The organism is Symbiopectobacterium purcellii (assembly GCF_052050035.1).
Taxonomy (GTDB): domain Bacteria; phylum Pseudomonadota; class Gammaproteobacteria; order Enterobacterales; family Enterobacteriaceae; genus Symbiopectobacterium; species Symbiopectobacterium purcellii_A.
Genome location: NZ_CP189882.1, coordinates 4,460,368 through 4,477,691, shown reverse-complemented (window position 1 = coordinate 4,477,691; position 17,324 = coordinate 4,460,368). Strand labels below are relative to the sequence as shown.

General features: G+C 50.5%; 22 protein-coding genes and 4 pseudogenes. 13 read left to right on the top strand and 13 right to left on the bottom strand.

The genetic code is table 11. From position 1 onward, the window contains the following. The first annotated feature begins 1 nt into the window (after position 1). The 3 genes from oppC to oppF are packed head-to-tail and all read left to right on the top strand — an operon-like array spanning position 2 to position 2,934. Entirely contained in the window at positions 2 to 907 is a 906-nt protein-coding gene (oppC, locus tag ACQGXV_RS30625) for an oligopeptide ABC transporter permease OppC (RefSeq protein ID WP_440864134.1), read from the top strand. 9 nt (positions 908 to 916) lie between these two features. After that, entirely contained in the window at positions 917 to 1,930 is a 1,014-nt protein-coding gene (oppD, locus tag ACQGXV_RS30620; protein ID WP_440864133.1) for an oligopeptide ABC transporter ATP-binding protein OppD, read from the top strand. Continuing rightward, positions 1,927 to 2,934, top strand: a complete 1,008-nt coding sequence (gene oppF / locus ACQGXV_RS30615; protein WP_440864132.1) for a murein tripeptide/oligopeptide ABC transporter ATP binding protein OppF — start codon at positions 1,927 to 1,929, stop codon at positions 2,932 to 2,934. The genes oppD and oppF overlap by 4 nt, the downstream gene beginning before the upstream one ends. Before the next feature lie 43 nt (positions 2,935 to 2,977). Here the strand turns inward: oppF and ACQGXV_RS30610 are convergent, their stop codons facing one another. Both ACQGXV_RS30610 and cls read right to left on the bottom strand, forming a co-directional pair. Next, positions 2,978 to 3,301: an HI1450 family dsDNA-mimic protein gene (locus tag ACQGXV_RS30610; RefSeq protein WP_440864131.1), complete on the bottom strand. Its 324-nt coding sequence runs from the start codon at positions 3,299 to 3,301 to the stop codon at positions 2,978 to 2,980. 94 nt (positions 3,302 to 3,395) lie between these two features. Next, entirely contained in the window at positions 3,396 to 4,856 is a 1,461-nt protein-coding gene (cls, locus tag ACQGXV_RS30605; RefSeq protein ID WP_440864130.1) for a cardiolipin synthase, read from the bottom strand. Positions 4,857 to 4,956: 100 nt separating this feature from the next. Between cls and ACQGXV_RS30600 the strand changes: the two genes are divergently transcribed. After that, entirely contained in the window at positions 4,957 to 5,133 is a 177-nt protein-coding gene (locus tag ACQGXV_RS30600; protein ID WP_196907077.1) for a YciY family protein, read from the top strand. Between the two features lie 76 nt (positions 5,134 to 5,209). Here ACQGXV_RS30600 and ACQGXV_RS30595 read toward each other — a convergent pair whose 3' ends face one another. Then, positions 5,210 to 5,353 carry a hypothetical protein gene (locus tag ACQGXV_RS30595; RefSeq protein ID WP_440864129.1) on the bottom strand — a complete coding sequence of 48 codons (144 nt, stop codon included), beginning with the start codon at positions 5,351 to 5,353 and terminating at the stop codon, positions 5,210 to 5,212. 82 nt (positions 5,354 to 5,435) lie between these two features. Next, positions 5,436 to 5,873, bottom strand: a pseudogene (locus ACQGXV_RS30590) (methyl-accepting chemotaxis protein); the annotation flags it as partial. A 113-nt stretch (positions 5,874 to 5,986) separates the two neighbouring features. Here ACQGXV_RS30590 and ACQGXV_RS30585 point away from each other — a divergent pair. The 3 genes from ACQGXV_RS30585 to ACQGXV_RS30575 all read left to right on the top strand — a co-directional run bounded on the left by ACQGXV_RS30585 (position 5,987) and on the right by ACQGXV_RS30575 (position 7,969). Further along, positions 5,987 to 6,886 carry a transposase family protein gene (locus ACQGXV_RS30585; RefSeq protein WP_440862939.1) on the top strand — a complete coding sequence of 300 codons (900 nt, stop codon included), beginning with the start codon at positions 5,987 to 5,989 and terminating at the stop codon, positions 6,884 to 6,886. Between the two features lie 116 nt (positions 6,887 to 7,002). Then, complete coding sequence (locus ACQGXV_RS30580) at positions 7,003 to 7,476, top strand: transposase (RefSeq protein WP_440864128.1); 474 nt, start codon at positions 7,003 to 7,005, stop codon at positions 7,474 to 7,476. Then, a complete protein-coding gene (locus ACQGXV_RS30575) occupies positions 7,358 to 7,969 on the top strand; it encodes an IS30 family transposase (RefSeq protein ID WP_440867729.1) in 612 nt (203 codons plus the stop codon). The genes ACQGXV_RS30580 and ACQGXV_RS30575 overlap by 119 nt, the downstream gene beginning before the upstream one ends. A gap of 210 nt (positions 7,970 to 8,179) precedes the next feature. On the opposite strand, the gene ACQGXV_RS30570 is transcribed toward ACQGXV_RS30575, so the two are convergent. After that, the gene (locus tag ACQGXV_RS30570) at positions 8,180 to 8,476 is read right to left on the bottom strand and encodes a YciI family protein (RefSeq protein ID WP_440864127.1); all 297 of its coding nucleotides are present in this window, start codon (positions 8,474 to 8,476) and stop codon (positions 8,180 to 8,182) included. Positions 8,477 to 8,614: 138 nt separating this feature from the next. Here ACQGXV_RS30570 and tonB point away from each other — a divergent pair, with 138 nt between their 5' ends. Then, positions 8,615 to 9,379, top strand: a complete 765-nt coding sequence (tonB, locus tag ACQGXV_RS30565; RefSeq protein WP_440864126.1) for a TonB system transport protein TonB — start codon at positions 8,615 to 8,617, stop codon at positions 9,377 to 9,379. 79 nt (positions 9,380 to 9,458) lie between these two features. Here tonB and yciA read toward each other — a convergent pair. The 3 genes and pseudogenes from yciA to ACQGXV_RS30550 all read right to left on the bottom strand — a co-directional run bounded on the left by yciA (position 9,459) and on the right by ACQGXV_RS30550 (position 11,415). After that, a pseudogene (gene yciA, locus ACQGXV_RS30560) lies at positions 9,459 to 9,899 on the bottom strand (acyl-CoA thioester hydrolase YciA). A 27-nt stretch (positions 9,900 to 9,926) separates the two neighbouring features. Beyond that, positions 9,927 to 10,481, bottom strand: coding sequence for a septation protein A (locus tag ACQGXV_RS30555; RefSeq protein ID WP_222160695.1), 555 nt, complete (start codon positions 10,479 to 10,481; stop codon positions 9,927 to 9,929). Positions 10,482 to 10,662: 181 nt separating this feature from the next. Continuing rightward, entirely contained in the window at positions 10,663 to 11,415 is a 753-nt protein-coding gene (locus ACQGXV_RS30550) for a YciC family protein (RefSeq protein WP_440864125.1), read from the bottom strand. A gap of 226 nt (positions 11,416 to 11,641) precedes the next feature. On the opposite strand from ACQGXV_RS30550, the gene ACQGXV_RS30545 reads away from it, so the two are divergent. Next, positions 11,642 to 12,016: a transposase gene (locus ACQGXV_RS30545; RefSeq protein ID WP_440864124.1), complete on the top strand. Its 375-nt coding sequence runs from the start codon at positions 11,642 to 11,644 to the stop codon at positions 12,014 to 12,016. Between the two features lie 6 nt (positions 12,017 to 12,022). On the opposite strand, the gene ACQGXV_RS30540 is transcribed toward ACQGXV_RS30545, so the two are convergent. Together ACQGXV_RS30540 and ACQGXV_RS30535 are read right to left on the bottom strand one after the other, a co-directional pair. Next, positions 12,023 to 12,556 carry an IS630 family transposase gene (locus tag ACQGXV_RS30540; RefSeq protein WP_440867276.1) on the bottom strand — a complete coding sequence of 178 codons (534 nt, stop codon included), beginning with the start codon at positions 12,554 to 12,556 and terminating at the stop codon, positions 12,023 to 12,025. Further along, entirely contained in the window at positions 12,480 to 12,845 is a 366-nt protein-coding gene (locus ACQGXV_RS30535; protein ID WP_440863997.1) for an IS630 transposase-related protein, read from the bottom strand. Before ACQGXV_RS30535 ends, ACQGXV_RS30540 begins: the two co-directional genes overlap by 77 nt. Before the next feature lie 38 nt (positions 12,846 to 12,883). Between ACQGXV_RS30535 and ACQGXV_RS30530 the strand changes: the two genes are divergently transcribed. Continuing rightward, positions 12,884 to 13,498 carry an IS30 family transposase gene (locus tag ACQGXV_RS30530; RefSeq protein WP_440867454.1) on the top strand — a complete coding sequence of 205 codons (615 nt, stop codon included), beginning with the start codon at positions 12,884 to 12,886 and terminating at the stop codon, positions 13,496 to 13,498. A 41-nt stretch (positions 13,499 to 13,539) separates the two neighbouring features. On the opposite strand, the pseudogene ACQGXV_RS30525 reads toward ACQGXV_RS30530, so the two are convergent. Further along, positions 13,540 to 13,803, bottom strand: a pseudogene (locus ACQGXV_RS30525) (YkgJ family cysteine cluster protein); the annotation flags it as partial. A gap of 580 nt (positions 13,804 to 14,383) precedes the next feature. On the opposite strand from ACQGXV_RS30525, the pseudogene ACQGXV_RS30520 reads away from it, so the two are divergent. The 3 genes and pseudogenes from ACQGXV_RS30520 to ACQGXV_RS30510 all read left to right on the top strand — a co-directional run. Then, a pseudogene (locus tag ACQGXV_RS30520) lies at positions 14,384 to 14,758 on the top strand (OmpW family outer membrane protein); the annotation flags it as partial. 58 nt (positions 14,759 to 14,816) lie between these two features. Next, positions 14,817 to 15,299 carry a transposase gene (locus ACQGXV_RS30515; protein ID WP_440864123.1) on the top strand — a complete coding sequence of 161 codons (483 nt, stop codon included), beginning with the start codon at positions 14,817 to 14,819 and terminating at the stop codon, positions 15,297 to 15,299. Next, the gene (locus tag ACQGXV_RS30510; protein WP_440864122.1) at positions 15,296 to 15,757 is read left to right on the top strand and encodes a helix-turn-helix domain-containing protein; all 462 of its coding nucleotides are present in this window, start codon (positions 15,296 to 15,298) and stop codon (positions 15,755 to 15,757) included. Before ACQGXV_RS30515 ends, ACQGXV_RS30510 begins: the two co-directional genes overlap by 4 nt. Positions 15,758 to 15,807: 50 nt before the next feature. Here the strand turns inward: ACQGXV_RS30510 and ACQGXV_RS30505 are convergent, their stop codons facing one another. Both ACQGXV_RS30505 and ACQGXV_RS30500 read right to left on the bottom strand, forming a co-directional pair. Then, a complete protein-coding gene (locus ACQGXV_RS30505) occupies positions 15,808 to 15,951 on the bottom strand; it encodes a hypothetical protein (protein ID WP_440864121.1) in 144 nt (47 codons plus the stop codon). Between the two features lie 3 nt (positions 15,952 to 15,954). Further along, positions 15,955 to 17,166: an IS256 family transposase gene (locus ACQGXV_RS30500; RefSeq protein WP_440864120.1), complete on the bottom strand. Its 1,212-nt coding sequence runs from the start codon at positions 17,164 to 17,166 to the stop codon at positions 15,955 to 15,957. Positions 17,167 to 17,324: the final 158 nt, after the last annotated feature.

The following is a 17,324-nucleotide window of genomic DNA, read 5'->3' as shown; positions in this document are numbered from 1 at the left end:
GATGTTTAGGAAACAAAATCATCACGCGCTGATGAAGATGGGACAATCATTGGAAATTAAGGGGCGCAGTCTATGGCAGGACGCCGGGCGGCGGTTTATGCATCACCGCGCTGCCGTGGCAAGCCTGATGGTGCTGGTGGGCATTACGTTGTTTGTTACGCTGGCTCCGCTGTTGTCCCCCTTCAATTTTGCCGATACGGATTTTGCCATGATGTCGCAGGCACCGGATTTGGCTTCAAAACACTACTTTGGCACCGATTCTAACGGCCGCGATCTGTTGGTTCGTGTTGCCATTGGCGGGAGAATTTCATTGCTGGTGGGCATCGCTGCCGCGCTGATTGCGGTGCTGGTGGGCACCTTGTACGGGGCCATTTCTGGCTATGCGGGCGGCAAAGTGGACTCCGTCATGATGCGCTGGCTGGAGATCCTGAACTCCTTCCCTTTTATGTTTTTCGTCATCTTGCTGGTGACCTTTTTTGGACAGCAACTGCTGCTGATCTTTATTGCGATTGGCATGGTGTCGTGGCTTGATATGGCGAGAATTGTGCGCGGGCAGACGCTTAGCCTGAAACGTAAAGAATTTATTGAAGCTGCAGTGGTGTGCGGGGTGTCTACCACTGGCATAGTGTTGCGCCATATCGTGCCCAATGTGCTGGGCGTTGTCGTGGTTTACGCATCATTGCTGGTTCCGAGCATGATTCTGTTCGAATCGTTTTTAAGTTTTCTTGGGCTGGGCGTGCAAGAGCCTCTCAGCAGTTGGGGCTCGCTGCTCAATGATGGGGCGAACTCTATGGAAGTGTCGCCTTGGCTGCTGCTGTTTCCGGCCGCGTTTTTGGTTGTCACCCTGTTTTGTTTTAATTTTATCGGCGATGGCTTACGGGATGCCTTGGACCCGAAGGATCGTTGAGGAGCCGCTATGATTGCGAAACACGCAGAACAGAAAGGGAATAACCTGCGCGCGCTGCACCTGTTGCTGAGCGTCACGGATCTCAACGTGCGATTTGCCACGGAGGAAGGCGAGGTCACGGCAGTGAACGCGCTGACGTTTACGGTAGAACAAGGTGAAACGCTGGGTATTGTTGGCGAGTCAGGCTCGGGAAAATCGCAGACCGCGTTTGCGCTGATGGGGCTGCTGGCGGCCAATGGTCAAGCCAGCGGGTCGGCTCGCTTCATGGGGCATGAAATCCTCAATCTGCCTGAAAAATCGTTGAACATGCTGCGGGCGAAAGAGATCGCCATGATTTTTCAGGATCCGATGACCTCGCTTAATCCTTATATGCGCGTCGGGGAACAGTTGATGGAAGTCCTGATGTTTCATCAAGGATGCAGTCGCAGCGAGGCGTTTGACGGCGCGGTGCATATGCTGGATGCGGTGCGAATGCCAGAGGCGCGCCAGCGGATGAAAATGTATCCCCATGAGTTTTCGGGGGGGATGCGCCAGCGTGTCATGATTGCCATGGCGCTGCTGTGTCAGCCCAAACTGCTGATTGCCGATGAACCGACCACGGCACTGGATGTGACCGTTCAGGCACAAATGATGATGTTGCTTGCGGATTTAAAACGGGAATTTAACATCTCCATCATCATGATTACCCATGATTTAGGCGTGGTGGCAGGCATTTGTGACAAGGTGTTGGTGATGTATGCGGGTCGTACTATGGAGTATGGCAGCGCGCGCGATGTATTTTATCGTCCTTCGCACCCTTATTCGGTTGGGTTGCTTAACGCGGTGCCCCGTCTCGATGTCAGTGACGACATGCTGGCCACGATCCCCGGTAATCCGCCCAATTTGTTGCATCTACCGCAGGGATGTCCTTTTCTTCCCCGGTGTCCTTACGCCATGGAAAGCTGCCAGGAAGTGCCTGCGTTGACCACGTTTGATGCGGGTCGGATGCGGGCCTGTTTTCGCGCAGTGGAGGAGGTGTTATGACCACCCAACAGGAAAAACGCGTCATCCTTGACGTGCGTGACCTCTGCGTACACTTTGCCGTCAATGCACGCAAAAAATGGTTTTGGCAACCGCCACACTCGCTCAGAGCGGTAGATGGCGTCACGTTTCGTCTCTATGAAGGTGAAACCTTGGGTATTGTCGGCGAATCGGGTTGCGGTAAATCGACCCTGGCGCGCGCCATTATTGGGTTGGTGAAAGCCACCAGTGGGCAGATTTGCTGGCTGGGCCAGGATTTGTGCCACATCCATCAGGAGGGATGGCGTCACGTCCGAAACGATATCCAGATGATATTTCAAGACCCGCTGGCTTCGCTGAATCCGCGTATGACGGTGGGTGAGATCATCGCCGAGCCGCTGCGCACGTATCGTGACGATCTGTCTCGACAAGTGATCGACGAACGTGTCAAAAATATGATGCAGAAAGTGGGGCTGCTACCAAACCAGATTAACCGCTATCCTCATGAGTTTTCTGGCGGTCAGTGTCAGCGAATCGGCATTGCCCGGGCATTGATTTTACGCCCCAAGCTGATTATTTGTGATGAGCCCGTATCGGCGCTTGATGTGTCGATACAGGCTCAGGTAGTGAATCTGCTGCGGCAGTTGCAGAAGGAAATGCAACTGTCACTGATTTTTATTGCGCACGACCTTTCGGTGGTTAAGCACATATCCGATCGCGTACTGGTGATGTATCTCGGTCACGCCGTGGAATTGGCCACCGATGACGCCTTATTTGGCAACCCGTTGCACCCTTATACCCAGGCGCTGATGTCGGCAGTACCGATCCCCGATCCCGACAAAGAGCGTGGCAAACGGATACAGCTGTTGGAGGGAGAGTTGCCTTCACCTATTAACCCGCCCACTGGCTGCGTATTTTGCACCCGCTGCCCGATAGCCAGTGAAACCTGTGTTAAGACGCGGCCGTTGTTGGGAGGCAATTTTACCCATGCGGTCTCATGCCTGAAGGTCGATCCGCTACAGGGCTGACCAAAAAAAGGCCTGCATATTAGCAGGCCGTTAATCTGAAGTTTTACTCACGCCACAAGATGTGGCACATCTTGTTGTCTTTTTCACGGCAAATCAAAATGCGCGCAAACACGTCATTGATCGGGTCACCGTCTTTTTCCGCCAAGCCAATCACCACTTCGGCAAAAAAGTCGGGATTCAAATCGATATCAACGTGCTCTTGCCAATCCTCGGCGGGATCAAATAATTCTGCACCGCCACGCTCCTCAAATTGAAGATTGAACAGGATGATATCCGCCGGGTCTAGGTTGTCAGACGCCAGTTCAAGAAAGATATCGTAAGCTTGCTCAAGCGTTTCATCTTCCGTAAGACGGTTGTTCAGGTCCATAACACATTTCCATAGATTCGTTAATGACACTATTAGAGCATGACGGCTCGGCTATTGACAGCGTAACACGCGGCGTTTGTCGGGAACCTGAGCATCACAAAAACGGGCTGAAAAAGTAAAACAGACGCTCGACAATACGCTGCCAGTAGGGCCGCTGTTGCCATTTGCTCTCATCCATCAGACGCGAGCGTGCAATATAGTCTTCCTGTACGCAGGCCAGATCGCTGCCGAAGCCGTCATCGTCGATCACCAGCGTGATTTCAAAGTTGAGCCACAGGCTACGCATATCCAGGTTGACGGTGCCCACCAAGCTGAGTTGTCTGTCGACCAACACGCTTTTGGTGTGCAGCAATCCATCCTGAAACTGATAGATTTTTACCCCTGCGGCAAACAGTTCGTTGAAAAACGCACGGCTGGCCCAACCAACCAACACCGAGTCGTTTTTATGCGGCAGGATAATACTGACATCGACGCCGCGTTGTGCCGCCGTGCAGATAGCGTGTAGCAAGTCGTCACTGGGCACGAAGTAGGGCGTGGTCATGATCAACTGGTGTCGCGCCGAGTAGACCGCCGTTAGTAGCGCTTGGTGAATCATGTCCTCGGGGTAGCCCGGACCTGATGCAATCACCTGCACGGTATGCCCTTGCTCCTGCTCGAACGGCATCAAGCCGACATCCGGCGGTGGTGGCAACAGGCGTTGACCCGTTTCCATTTCCCAGTCGCAGCAATAGATGATGCCCATGGTGGTGGTGATCGGCCCTTCGATACGCGCCATTAAATCGACCCACTGGCCGACGCCCGCATCCTGTTTGAAAAAGCGCGGATCGACAATGTTCATGCTGCCGGTATAGGCAATCCGGTTATCAATCAGAACCACTTTGCGGTGCTGACGCAAATCCATACGGCGCAGAAAAGCACGAAACAGATTTACATTGAGGGCTTCCACAACCTCAATTCCTGCTTCGCGCATCTGTGCGGGATAGGTGCTGTGAAAGAAATCGACGCTGCCTGCGGAATCGAGCAAAATTCGACAGGTTACACCGCGTTGGGCCGCTTTTTTCAAGGCGGCAGTGACCTCTTCTACCAGCCCGCCAGGTTGCCAGATGTAAAACACCATCTCGATGTCGCTACGCGCCAGCTCGATATCACTCACCAGCCCTTTTATGGTGTCTTCGAACGTGGTCAACAACTGCAACTGGTTTCCTTTGATGCCGCCAATCCCCTGACGACGTTCACACAACTGGAACAGTGAACGTGCCACTTCGCTATTCTCAGTGGCGAAAATTTGCCGATATACGGCCAACTCACGCAGCCATTTGGCCGTCGATGGCCACATCCGGCTGGCGCGTTCGGCGCGCCGCTTACCCAGATGTAACTCACCAAACGAGAGGTAAGCGATGATACCGACCAGAGGCAGAATATAAATGACCAGTAACCAGGCCATTGCAGAAGGAACCGCACGGCGCTTCATCAAAACGCGAAGCGTGACGCCAGCGATCAGCAGCCAGTAACCCAGAACCAGTAGCCAACTCAACAGAGTGTAAAAAGTCGTCATAGCAGCGCACAGATCCCTTCGGCACACGATTGACATAAAGTGTACGCATAGTTTGTCAAAAGAGGAAATTCCTTTCCCGTTTTCGATAAAGAGTGTTGTCATGAGACGCAGCAGGAATGAAGTGATCCGGTGGCGCATGTTACGCCAGGTTCAGCGGCGCAGAGGCCGTTGGTTGGAAGCCCAGTCACGCACTTATCGGCATATTCACTATGCCCGTTATCTGCAACAGAAACATCAGCGTCGTGCTCTGCTGTATGCGGTGGCCTACGAGTGGTAGTCGTCTAAACGGACTTGTTAGCAGCCTGAACGGCCACCTACTGTGGCCGTTGTTTTTTCTTGTTCTCCGTGTGCCGTTAGCGCGCGATACCTAATCGTGCTGATGCCACGGGTTGCCCCGTTTCCAGCGCATTTGAGATTGGCAGGGTGAAGAGGGTGACGGATGAGCGCAACAGCTCGGTCTGCGCCAGTAACGCGTTAAACGTATAGCCAAGCGACATTATTTTGATAACAGCCAGCTATGCTTCTTTGCCGCATATCAGGGCATAGGATGTAATCATTTTTAAGTCGGTTGGCTATATCAGCGCTGGCTTCTACCTGGCTGACATTCTGTTTGACCGTATCGTTCAGGGTTTGAATGCGCGCTGTCACCGCCTGAATATGCTGGGTTTGCTGCGCAGAAATATCGGCGATCTCATTGAGGAAGGCGCCAGTGCCCTGTGCGGAGCTGATGATATTTTGCAGGCTGTCGCTCAATTTCTTGACCAATTTGGCACCGGTGTCGACGCTGCTGTCTGAGTCGCGAATCAGCACATTAATGTGCTGTGCCGACTGGCTACTCTGTGCAGCCAGCGTGCCAACCTCACGGGCGACCACCGCGAAACCGCGCCCCAGTTCACCCGCTCGCGCAGCCTCAATGGCGGCATTCAATGAAAGAATGTGCGTTTGAAACGCCAGGTTTTCAATCATCCCGATGGCATCCGTCATCTCTTTGGTGCGTCCGGTAATGTCGGACATTGCGCACCATTCCCACTCGAAACGCAACAAAAAACTAGTTGCTGAATAGAGACTTGCATTTTTTGTCAGGCTATTGAGAATAAAAAGAGGTTTAACTTAGAGAATAAAGGTTTGAAATGATCAACAAAGAGCGGTTGTTACGAGATAATCGTTTATGTAAAGCAATCATTGGATTATCAGTCGAAGAATTGAAAAATTTAGCCGCTGAATTTTCAGCTTGTTATTTGATTTATCGGAAAAAGAATCGAAAAGATCACGAGCGGCAGATGGGTGCAGGGCAGAAAGGATTTATCCCAACCCCATTAGATAAACTGCTTTTTATTTTATTGTATTTAAAATGTTATCCGACCTATGATTTGCAAGGACTTCTTTTTGGTTTAGATAGAACACGGGTATGTCGCTGGGTAAAAATATTATTGCCGGTTTTAGAGATGACCTTGGGGCGAGAATGTGTTTTGCCCGCTCGTCAAATTCGCTCTGCTGAGGAATTTTTTCGCGCCTTTCCTGGAGTTAAAGACGTCTTTATTGATGGGACAGAGCGACCTGTCCAAAAGCCTAAGAATCTGCGTCGGCGAAAAAAAATGTATTCGGGAAAGAAAAGACAGACCACTCGAAAAGGGCTTATTATGACTGACGAAACAAGGCAAATTGGATTTATCCCCATGAGCAAAAATGGGCGCCGTCACGATAAACGCTTACTCGATAAAGTCGATATAATTCGCCATATTCCTCCTGAGGTAACCATCTGGGCAGATACCGGTTTTCAAGGTATAGATAAACAGCATCCTAATACACAAATCCCAAAAAAAGGAACTCGAAAAAGACCTTTATCGCCTGAACAAAAACAAGAAAATAAAATAATCTCGGGCATCCGTATTACAGTTGAACACGCCATCGCGGGTATCAAGCGCCTCGGTTGCATGACCCAAATTTTACGGAATCGTAGACCCTTTATTGATGATACCTTCTTACTCCTTAGCGCCGGTCTTTGGAATTTCCATCTCAGAACAGCGTAAAATTTACTTCAATCACCGAAACACCCTTATTTCACTATTAAGCAACACGCTTAAAGTGACCCACTTGCCAGAGTCGGATAAAATCACCGTTCTGGCCATACTGGAGAGCCTGTTGCATGCAGGGAAAACATCTGACTCAGAAAGAACGGTTCTACATCGAAAAGCGGCGTGGTGAAGGTGTCAACCAAGCTACCATCGCCAGAGAGCGTGCTCTGCCTCGCTCGACCATCAGCAGGGAACTCAGACGCAATACCGACCCTACTTTCAATGGTGTCTACTGCTGTAGAAGGGCGGACACGCTAGCCCGGGAACGCCGTCATAAGCCTCTGCCAAACAATGCTTTTTACCCGTTGGAGCCACACATTCAGAACTTCATCAGGCAGGCGCTTTCCACTCACTCTTCACCTGAAATTATCAGTGGCCGTTTGCACCTGGAATTCGGTATATCTGTCAGCAAGAATACGCTATATCCTGCAGGAGAGACAGGCTGGCGGGGAGCTATATCAGCAACTTCCTCATCGGGGAAAACGTTACAGGTACAATGCCGAAAACCTCAAATCAGGCCCTATTCCCAACCGTGTTGGTATTGAGTATCGCCCAGCTCAAGCCGAGCTTAAACAGGAGCCTGGCCACTTCGAAATTGACACTATTTTTGGCAAAGACCAGAAGTCATTCTTGTTAATCATCGTAGATAAAGCATTGAAAAACGTCATCATTCGCAAACTGCCTAATAAGCGTGCGGAGACTGTGGTTGCTGCTTTCAGGGACATTGAAGCTAATACCTTTTGCAAGTTTAAGACCCTAACAGCTGATAACGGCCCTGAATTCGCTCTGCACGAGCAAATTACTCAAATCACAGGGGCGCAGGTCTACTTTGCCCATCCTTATCATTCCTGGGAGAGGGGCTTGAATGAGCACACCAACGGGCTGATACGACGTTTTTACCCAAAGGGAACAGACTTCAGTCAGGTCAGTCATCGTAAGATTGCCGAACTCGAACACATACTCAATACAAGGGGCAGAAAATCGCTGGGCTATCGTTCCCCCAATGAGGTATTTTTAACGCACTTACTGGTGGCATAAGCCTCTACCGTTTTGTTGCGTTTCGAGTGGGAATGGGGCCAATGACTATATTATTTCAGCTTTTTTCTTCAGTTACTCAAGTTGTTCAAATTCACTGAAATAGATACGGCATTGAGTTATAGCCGCTAATACAGCAAAACGCGTTAAACCGGGCGTTTTTACTGCATCATAAATGCTGTCTTAAACAAAATAACCGTTGGTAATGCAGGGTTAAAATACCTTTTTGTACGGTTTTACGGTTACGCTGTGGCACACGCCTGCGGCCACGTAAGGGTCAGCATCGGCCCAGCGCTGTGCGTCGGTCAGAGTGGGGAATTCGGCAATAACCGCAGAACCGGTAAACCCTGCATCTCCGGGGGCTTCACTATCAACGGCGGGGAGTGGGCCTGCCGTAAGCAGCCATCCTTCATCGCGCAAGGTTTGCAACCGTGCCAAATGGGCAGTGCGTGCAGCCAGACGATTTGACAATGAACCAGAAACGTCCTGAGCAAAAATGATGTACAACATCTTGATAATCCTCAAGGGAATAGCGTGAAAACACCATCATACTCTGCCCGTGGTTTTTTTAACAAACTATCGGGTTCTTATTGAATATGATTGCTATTTGCATTTAAACTTGGGCGGCTAAGAGGACAACGGAAAATTATGCCGCAAACAACTTTATTAGGAATCCGCCGCCAATCATGGTCTTTTTTACTTTCTGTTGGCGCCCATGGTGGATTAATCGCCGTATTGTTATACGCATCGTTTAATGACGCACTTGAACTTCCTCAGGCGACGAAACCGATCAGCGTCGTAATGGTCGCGCCTGCGGCGATGGAAGAGGCTCCTGCACCTCAGGCTGCTCAGCCTGAGCCAGAGCCAGAACCACAGGTCGAAGCCGTGAAACAACCTGAGCTAGAGTCGGAACCTTTACCGCAGCCTGTCGCTATTCCATTGCCAGAGCCAAAGCCAGAACCGAAACCTAAGCCGAAACCGAAAACGGAGCCGGTGAAGAAAAAGGTTGAGCAACCGAAGAAAACGCAAGAGAAAGCTGATGAGAAACAGCCTACCTCGCCGTTTACCTCAGAGGATGCCAGCAAAACTCGTGACAATGCGCCCGTGCGCCAAGCCCCGGCGCCGTCTGCCTCTGCGCAGTCGTCAGGTCCGCGGCCGTTGAGCCGTGCGCCACCGCAGTATCCGGCTCGAGCGTTTGCGCTGTGCGTGGAAGGTCGGGCAACGCTTCAGTTTGATGTGGATAGCGAAGGGCGAGTAGACAATATTCGCGTGTTGAACGCGCAGCCGCGCAACATGTTTGAACGCGATATTCGTAAGGCCATGCGTAAATGGAGCTATGAAGCGGGAAAACCAGGCAAAGATTTGCAAGTCACGATTATCTTTAAAATTGATGGCGGCGCCGTGGTTGAATAAAACCGCGATTGCACGGCAAAAAAAAGAACCGCAAATGCGGTTCTTTTTTTCATTCAAGGCCCGACCACGTTACTGGCGATCAGGGTTGTTCCTGGGCTGGGTCGGGTGCGGTAAAGTGGCTTTTCCCGGCCGGTAACTCGCAGGGGTGGCCCGCTTCATCTAAGGCTACATAGGTGAAAAGCGCCTCGGTTGCACGGTAACGTTGCCCGATGGGGGCGGTGGAGACCTTTTTCACCCACACTTCAACATTGATGTCCAGTGAACTGCGACCGGTACGCAGGCAGCGGGCATAGCAGCAAACCACATCACCAACGGCGACGGGTTTGAGGAAACTCATGCCGTCAACGCGTACCGTAACAACGCGTCCTTCGGCAATCTCTTTCGCCATAATGGCACCGCCAATGTCCATTTGCGACATCAGTCAGCCACCAAAGATATCGCCATTGGCATTGGTATCCGCGGGCATGACCAGCGTGCGCAAAACCAGCTCACCGTGAGGTGCAGTTTGAGTAGTGCTCATCGTCGTCTCAGGTTAACGTTTAAAGGATTACTGTTTGCTTTCGTTATTATTCTGCTCAGGCGGCAGATGGCGGTAGATGTAAACGCCACAGGCCAGTGTAAACAACAAGGTGAGCCCTGTCAGCCCGAATACTTTGAAGTTCATCCACAGACCTTCTGACAACCAGAATGCAACATAGATATTAAGCAATCCACAGGCAATGAAGAACAGTGCCCAGGCGGTATTCAGCTTGCGCCACACAGGTTGTGGCAGCGTAATCTCTTTGCCCAGCATGCTCTGAATCAGCGACTTGTTGAAAAACCATTGACCGATCAGTAACGCACCAGCGAACAAGGCATAGATGATCGTTACTTTCCATTTGATGAATTCGGGGTTATGGAAATAGATAGTCAGCCCGCCGAACACCGCGACCAACACCACGGTGACCAGCATGGTTTTTTCCACCTTACGGAATTTGTACCAGCTATAGAGAAAAGCGGCGAGTGTGGCAGCGATCAGCGCCCCGGTTGCCCAAAAGATATCGTGCAGTTTGTATACGACGAAAAAGATAACTAAAGGTAAAAAATCAAGAAGTTGCTTCATTATATCGACCCGTTACAACGCGAGGTGCCAAAGATTAACCACATTCACCCGTAGGCGATCGTCTCTGCTGGTTGTCATTATCCTTGATTGCGCCATCCGCTTCCTGTTTTATCGTGATAATTTGCAGAACATTACTTTTCTGTTAATCAAACATGCCGTCCGCAGACGGCACATTCACGCATTATTGACGCAGCAACATATACAGACGGAAAAGATAGATCAAAAAGATGGCAGAGACCAGGTTACTCACCCCGTTCATCAGGATTGCCATGGTGGTAGGCGATGCCAGCGGCAGACGCGCAACCAACATCAGCAGGGCCACTTTTGCCAATAACCAAAAGAGCACGGCAGGGGCAACCAGCTTCAAATTGCCATAGGCGAGCTTTGCACTGAGGCGGATGGAGGCGAAAACGCCTTTATTTTCGACTGCGGCGATCACCGGGGATAAACTCACCGCTATGGCGAGTAACACCCCCGGCACGATTAACAGCAGCATCCCCAACTGCACCAAAATAGTACCCACCAGAATCAAAAAAAACAGTCGTGGCAGCAGCGGAGCGGAGGCACCAATTGACCGTAGCGCGCTGGTCGGTTGTCCGGCCGAGACCCGTCTCACCAGCGTCAGCACGCCGCCAGTCAGCAACGCATTACCGACCAGTGCTGCAAAGGTGCTGGCAGCGGAAACTTTGAGTAGCACCATCTGCTGCTCGGGCGTCATTTGTTGAATCAGGTCGTGCAGCCCTAATTGACCGGTGCTGGAGAGATCGCCGCTGACATTACTTAATAGCTGTAACTGTTCCGGCGCGGGTATCAATGCCTGATTTAACATGACAGTAATGACCGCCGTGAGCAATGACAGCAACAACAGGCCGATAAGTTGGTTACGCGTAAAATTCATAGTGTCACGGTAGAGGGTACCGGCCGTGATAGACATGAAGGCTCCTTGGCTATTCAACAGTGAAAACGACGCGTCACCGCGCCTAATGATCCACATTGTAACCTGTTACCTCAAAAGGTTGCACCTTGCTGCACGTCTGAAAAGGGTATTCGCTGCAATTTTATTAGGTAGGTGCCCCATTCCCAGTCGAAATGCAACAAAGTGACCCACTGGCCAGACCCGGATAAAATCACCGTTCTGGCCCTACTGGAGATCCCGTTGCATGCAGGGAAAACATCTGACTCACAAAGAGCGGTTCTACATCGAAAAACGGCGTGGTGATGGGGTTAACCAGGCCACCATCGCCCGGGAACTGGAGCTTCCTCGTTCTACCATCAGCAGGGAGCTCAGACGCAATACCGACGCCGCTTTCAACGGGGTCTATTCCTGCAGAAGGGCCGAAACGTTGGCCAGAGGGCGGCGGCAGAAAACTCGGCCGGACAGCGTGATTAACCAGCTTGAACCGCACATTCAGGACTTTATCAGAACGGCGCTGTCTACCCACACCTCACCTGAGGTCATCAGTGGGCGCCTGGTCCTGGAATTTGGCCTGTCCGTCAGCAAGAACTCGCTCTATCGCTATAGCCAAGCGACTTAATTTTGATTACACCATATGGACTGAGAACAAACTCTCTGTATCGCAACCCATCTCTCTTTTTTTGCTTTTTGCTTGTGCCCATTTATGCTCAATTGGGTTAAGATCTGGCGAATATGTAGGCAAATACTCCACCATATACCCTGCATCGATGATGACTTGTTGAATATTATGTTTTTTGTGAAAAGTGGCATTGTCCATCATGATTACACTGTTTTTAGGGAGTACTGGGATAAGGACTTGTGTGACCCAGGCATAGAAAACATCGCTGTTAATATTGATATCAAATAATCCGATAGCAAACAGCGTTGTGCCTAATAAAGCGCCGATAACATTTGTTCTTCCCCTAGCTCCCCAGTTCTTCAGGCCAAAACACCGTTGACCTTTTGGGGAATAGCCGTGAGTCCGTGGGGCATCGTGTGAAAAACCACTTTCATCAATAAAAACAATAGGTTTACCTTCTTTTTCATACTGTTGTTTTTTTTGTTGAAATCCCTGCCGGGAGTTTTCGTCGGCTTTCGGATGACGTAGAGTTTTTTTTATAGGTCAATCCCAGCTTTTTAAGCGCTTGCCAAATGGCCTTCTGACAAACGCCAAAACGCTCTGCACGTTCTTTTTGGTAAGCATCTGGATATTGTTCAACATCTTTTATCAACTCGGATTTATCGATCTTTCGCTGACGCGTGGTCGATGCTTTTGACTCTATTTGATTAATCCAACGCGATACAGAGGCAGGGCCAATCCGAAATTGCTTCGCTGTTTCTCGGATACTCAACCCTTCGTTTTTCCGTGTAGATATCACTTTACGTCTAAAATCAATTGAATAGCTCATTTAAATAATGTAATCAAAATTAAGTCGTTTAGCTATATATCCAGCAGGAGCGCCGGGCCGGCGGTGAGCTGTATCAGCAGCTCCCTCATCGGGGTAAACGGTATAACTATCAGACCGATGAGAACAAACGCGGTCCTATTCCCAACCGTGTTGGCATTGAGCAGCGGCCGGCCGTTGCTGACCTCAAGCAGGAACCCGGTCATTTCGAGATTGACACCATCTTTGGCAAAGATCAGAAATCATTCCTGCTGACGGTGGTCGATAAAGCCGTCAAGCTGGTCATCATTCGCAAACTGCCCAACAAGCGAGCAGAGACAGTGGTAGCGGCCTTCAGGGACATCGTTGCCAATACCTTCTGCGAGTTTAAAACCCTGACTGCTGACAACGGTTCTGAATTTTCCCAGCACGGGGAAATTACAAAAGTCACGGGGGCACCGGTCTACTTTGCCCGGCCATATCATTCCTGGGAACGCGGGTTGAATGAGCATACCAACGGGCTGATACGGCGTTTTTACCCGAAGGGAACGGACTTCAATTATGTCACCCATCGCAAGGTTGCAGCACTCGAACACCTGCTCAATACGCGAGGCAGAAAATCGCTGGGTTATCGTTCTCCAAATGAGGTATTTTTAACGCACTTACAGGCGGCATAATGCCCTACCGTTTTGTTGCGTTTCGACTGGGAATGGGGCGGTTAAAGCGGGGGCAAGCCATAGCGGGCCCTGGCTCGGTTGCAGGCGCCATTTTCCTGACCGTTTTCACCCGATCGTAAAAACTCACGGCACGGCGAAGGGCGTTGTGCATAGATCTTGCAACTGACAGCCTGACCGATTTCGCCCTCAAGCGCAGTGCAACGACAGTGCGATGTGCTGTTGGTGCCCTGCATACAGCGAATAAACGGAGTAATGGGTTCTGTCAGGCTTGCTGGCGTCACTCCGCCACCATCATCAGCCTCTGCCCGGCTTTGTTGAATAATTTAAGATACTGATTTATATAAGCATTATAAAATTTCAACGACTAATTTTTCCTCTCGGAATGCTTTTTATTGTGCTAACTATTTGATTTGTCGTTCTAACAAAATACATTCTCTGTAAATGCATTCTAACTAAAGAAGATGTAAATCAAACGGTTAAATTATTCAACAAAGCCCCTCTGCCCAGTAAAATGAGACACGAAAAAAACCGCAGCAGGCACCGCATTGCAGGCAGCTGTTGAGATTGTCACCGCTATTCGATTTCGGGTTCGACGCGTCCATGGTTTACCTCTTCCACAACGTCATCACAGGGTGCCGTACTGTCGCTCACTATAGCGTCAACGATTCAGCGGTGTGAAGGCGCAGCATGAGCCTGAGCACTAATTGTGTTTTAAGTTGAAAATTGACGCAGATCAATTTTAGTTTTTTTAAGTATTTAGCGCATCTTGATGTGTTTTAAATTTCGCTTTTTCAGCGTGAAAGTTGTGATCTGGCTTAAAACAAGAATACCTACTTAGAGGTATTCTGCGCTCGATTTTAAACCATATAAAGGGAATGGATAATAATGAAAAAAACGTCTTTGGCTCTACTCGTCGCAACGTTGCTGCCTGTCTTCGCTCAGGCGCATCAGGCTGGTGATTTTATTGTGCGCGCAGGAACCGCTACCGTGCGTCCGAATGCAGGTGGGGACACGGTGCTTAACGTAAGCTCTTTTAAGGTCGACAACGATACGCAGTTGGGGCTGACGTTCAGCTACATGGTCACCGATAACATTGGCGTGGAATTGCTGGCTGCAACCCCGTTTACGCACAATGTAGTGCTGCAAACTGTCGGTAACGTTGCGCAGGTGAGTCATTTGCACCCATCTTTAATGGCGCAGTATTATTTCCGTGATGCGAAAGACAAACTGCGTCCTTATCTTGGTGTCGGGATCAACCACCCATGTCAGGGTAGTTGTCGCCTCTGAGTGAAAAAAATCTGAGGGGCTGGAGACGACAATGAAAATCTATTCACCTGAGCGTAAAGCGGCTGTGATCGCCAGAATGCTTCCACCGCATAATCAACCCGTCAGCCAGTTATCACGCCAGGAGGCGATCCCGATAAAAACGCTTTACCACTGGCGCTCAGAGGCGGGTATTTCCACTTTGCCTGTATCCGCAGAGAAAACACCTCCCGGTGAGTGGTCTCAGGAAGCGCGTTTTGCTGTACTGGTTGAAACGGCCCCGCTTTCTGCCCACGCTGTAGCTGAATACTGTCGCCGTAAGGGCCTGTATCCTGAGCAACTTCAGCAGTGGAAGGACGAGTTAATGCAACCCGGTCAGCGAGAAGAAAAAGCCGAAATAAAACGATTAAGAAAAGAAAACCAACAACTTAACCGTGAAATTGCCCGTAAGGATAAAGCGCTTGCCGAAGCTGCCGCGCTGTTGCTCCTGGAAAAAAAGCTGAAGGCGTTGTTCGACGAAAAAAACGAGGCCGAATGACGCGCACTGCCGGCAGGCTACAGTTGATGGCGATGGTGCAGGAAGCCGTCGCTGGCGGGGCCCGACTGAGCGAGGCCTGTCGCTGCGTTGGGCTGAGTGAACGGACCCTGCAACGCTGGCAGCAGATACCGGACGATCGGCGAACCTCGACGCCACGGCCGGCACCGAAAAACAAGCTCAGTGCTGAAGAGGAACAGCAGGTGCTGGCCATCTGCCATGAACCCCGGTTCGCCAGCCTGCCGCCATCGCAAATCGTTCCGGTGCTGGCTGATGAGAAGCGCTATATCGCCAGCGAATCAACGTTCTACCGGGTGCTGCGGCGGGCGGGTGAAACCACGCACCGGGGCCGGCAGAAGGCCCGGCAGAGCAAACCACTGTCGACCTGGAAGGCGATAGCCGCCAGACAGGTGTGGTCATGGGACATAACCTGGTTAAAATCGCTGACGGCCGGGCACTAAGCGTGTTGCTTAATAGTGAAATAAGGGTGTTTCGGTGATTGAAGTAAATTTTACGCTGTTCTGAGATGGAAATTCCAAAGACCGGCGCTAAGGAGTAAGAAGGTATCATCAATAAAGGGTCTACGATTCCGTAAAATTTGGGTCATGCAACCGAGGCGCTGAGTCTGTAAAGAATTTCGTGTAAATGGCTCCATCGCTTAACCGGAAATCCGATCTCCATACATCAACATGAATTGGCTCATAGCCGGTTTCCAGTCTCTGATTGGTAGGGTCCATTTAGCCGAGATATTATGCAAGGCTAGATAGAATAATTTTAGCACCGAGTCATCCGTTGGAAATATTCGTCGCGTTTTCGTTATCTTGCGCAATGAAGCATTTAACGACTCTATCGCGTTGGTGGTGTAGATAACCTTGCGGATCTCCGGCGGAAAATCAAAAATGACGATGAGACGTTCCCAATTATTTCTCCACGATGGGCTGATCGTCGGGAACTGCTCATCCCATTTGTCCGCGAAGGCATCCAGGGCCTCTTCAGCGCCCTCTAGCGTTGCGGAACTATAGATAGTGCGGAGGTCAGCAGCAACGGCTTTACGCTCTTTCCAGCCGACGTAGCGCAGCGAGTTCCGCACCTGATGCACGATGCAGAGCTGTACCCGCGTATGCGGGTAAACAGCTTCAATGGCATCAGGAAAGCCCTTCAGGCCATCGCAGCAGGCGATGAAGATGTCCTGTAGCCCACGATTTTTCAGTTCTGTCATTACAGATAACCAGAACTTGGCCTCCTCAGTTTTGGCTATCCATAGCCCCAGCAGCTCTTTTTCGCCCTGGCCGTTGATGCCTAGAGCCAAGTAAACAGACTTGTTGGTCACGGCTCCGCCGTCCTGGCTTTTGACCACAATACAGTCAAGGTAAACAATGAGATAAAACGCATCCAGCGGCCGTTGCTGCCAGCGCTTAACGTCATCCATCACGGCATTGGTCACTTGAGAAATGAAGCCAGCGGAAACATCGACCCCGTAGACTTCTTTAAAGTGAGCCTGAATATCACGGGTTGATAGCCCTCTGGAATAGAGAGAAATAATGCGGTCATCGAAGCCGTTAAGCTGCTTTTCGTGCTTACCGATCAGTGTCGGCTCGAAGGTACTGTTGCGGTCGCGCGGAATATCGAGCTCGAGCGCCCCATTTTGGCTACGTACGCTCTTGGATGTCTTGCCATTGCGGGAGTTGCCTGAATTATTACCAGCCGGGTCATGCTTAGCATACCCAAGGTGTATCTCCATCTCAGCTTGAAGAACCCGTTCCGCCAGTCTTTTAGTCAGCTCCTTGAGTAGGCCTGATTCACCCAGAAGCTCCTGAGGGGAATGGCAATCCTGAAGCAGTTGGTCAATAAGTTCGTTGCTGATAGGCATTTTTTGTCCTCTGAAGGTTTTCCTCAAAATGCCATTTACACAGATCTTTTTACACTCTCCATAGTTACGTTTTGATGTGCCTTTGAGCGCTTCTTCAAATACGCCGGTTCTGAGCGCCTTAAACACATCATTAGCAAGACTGCACGCGGTTAACACGC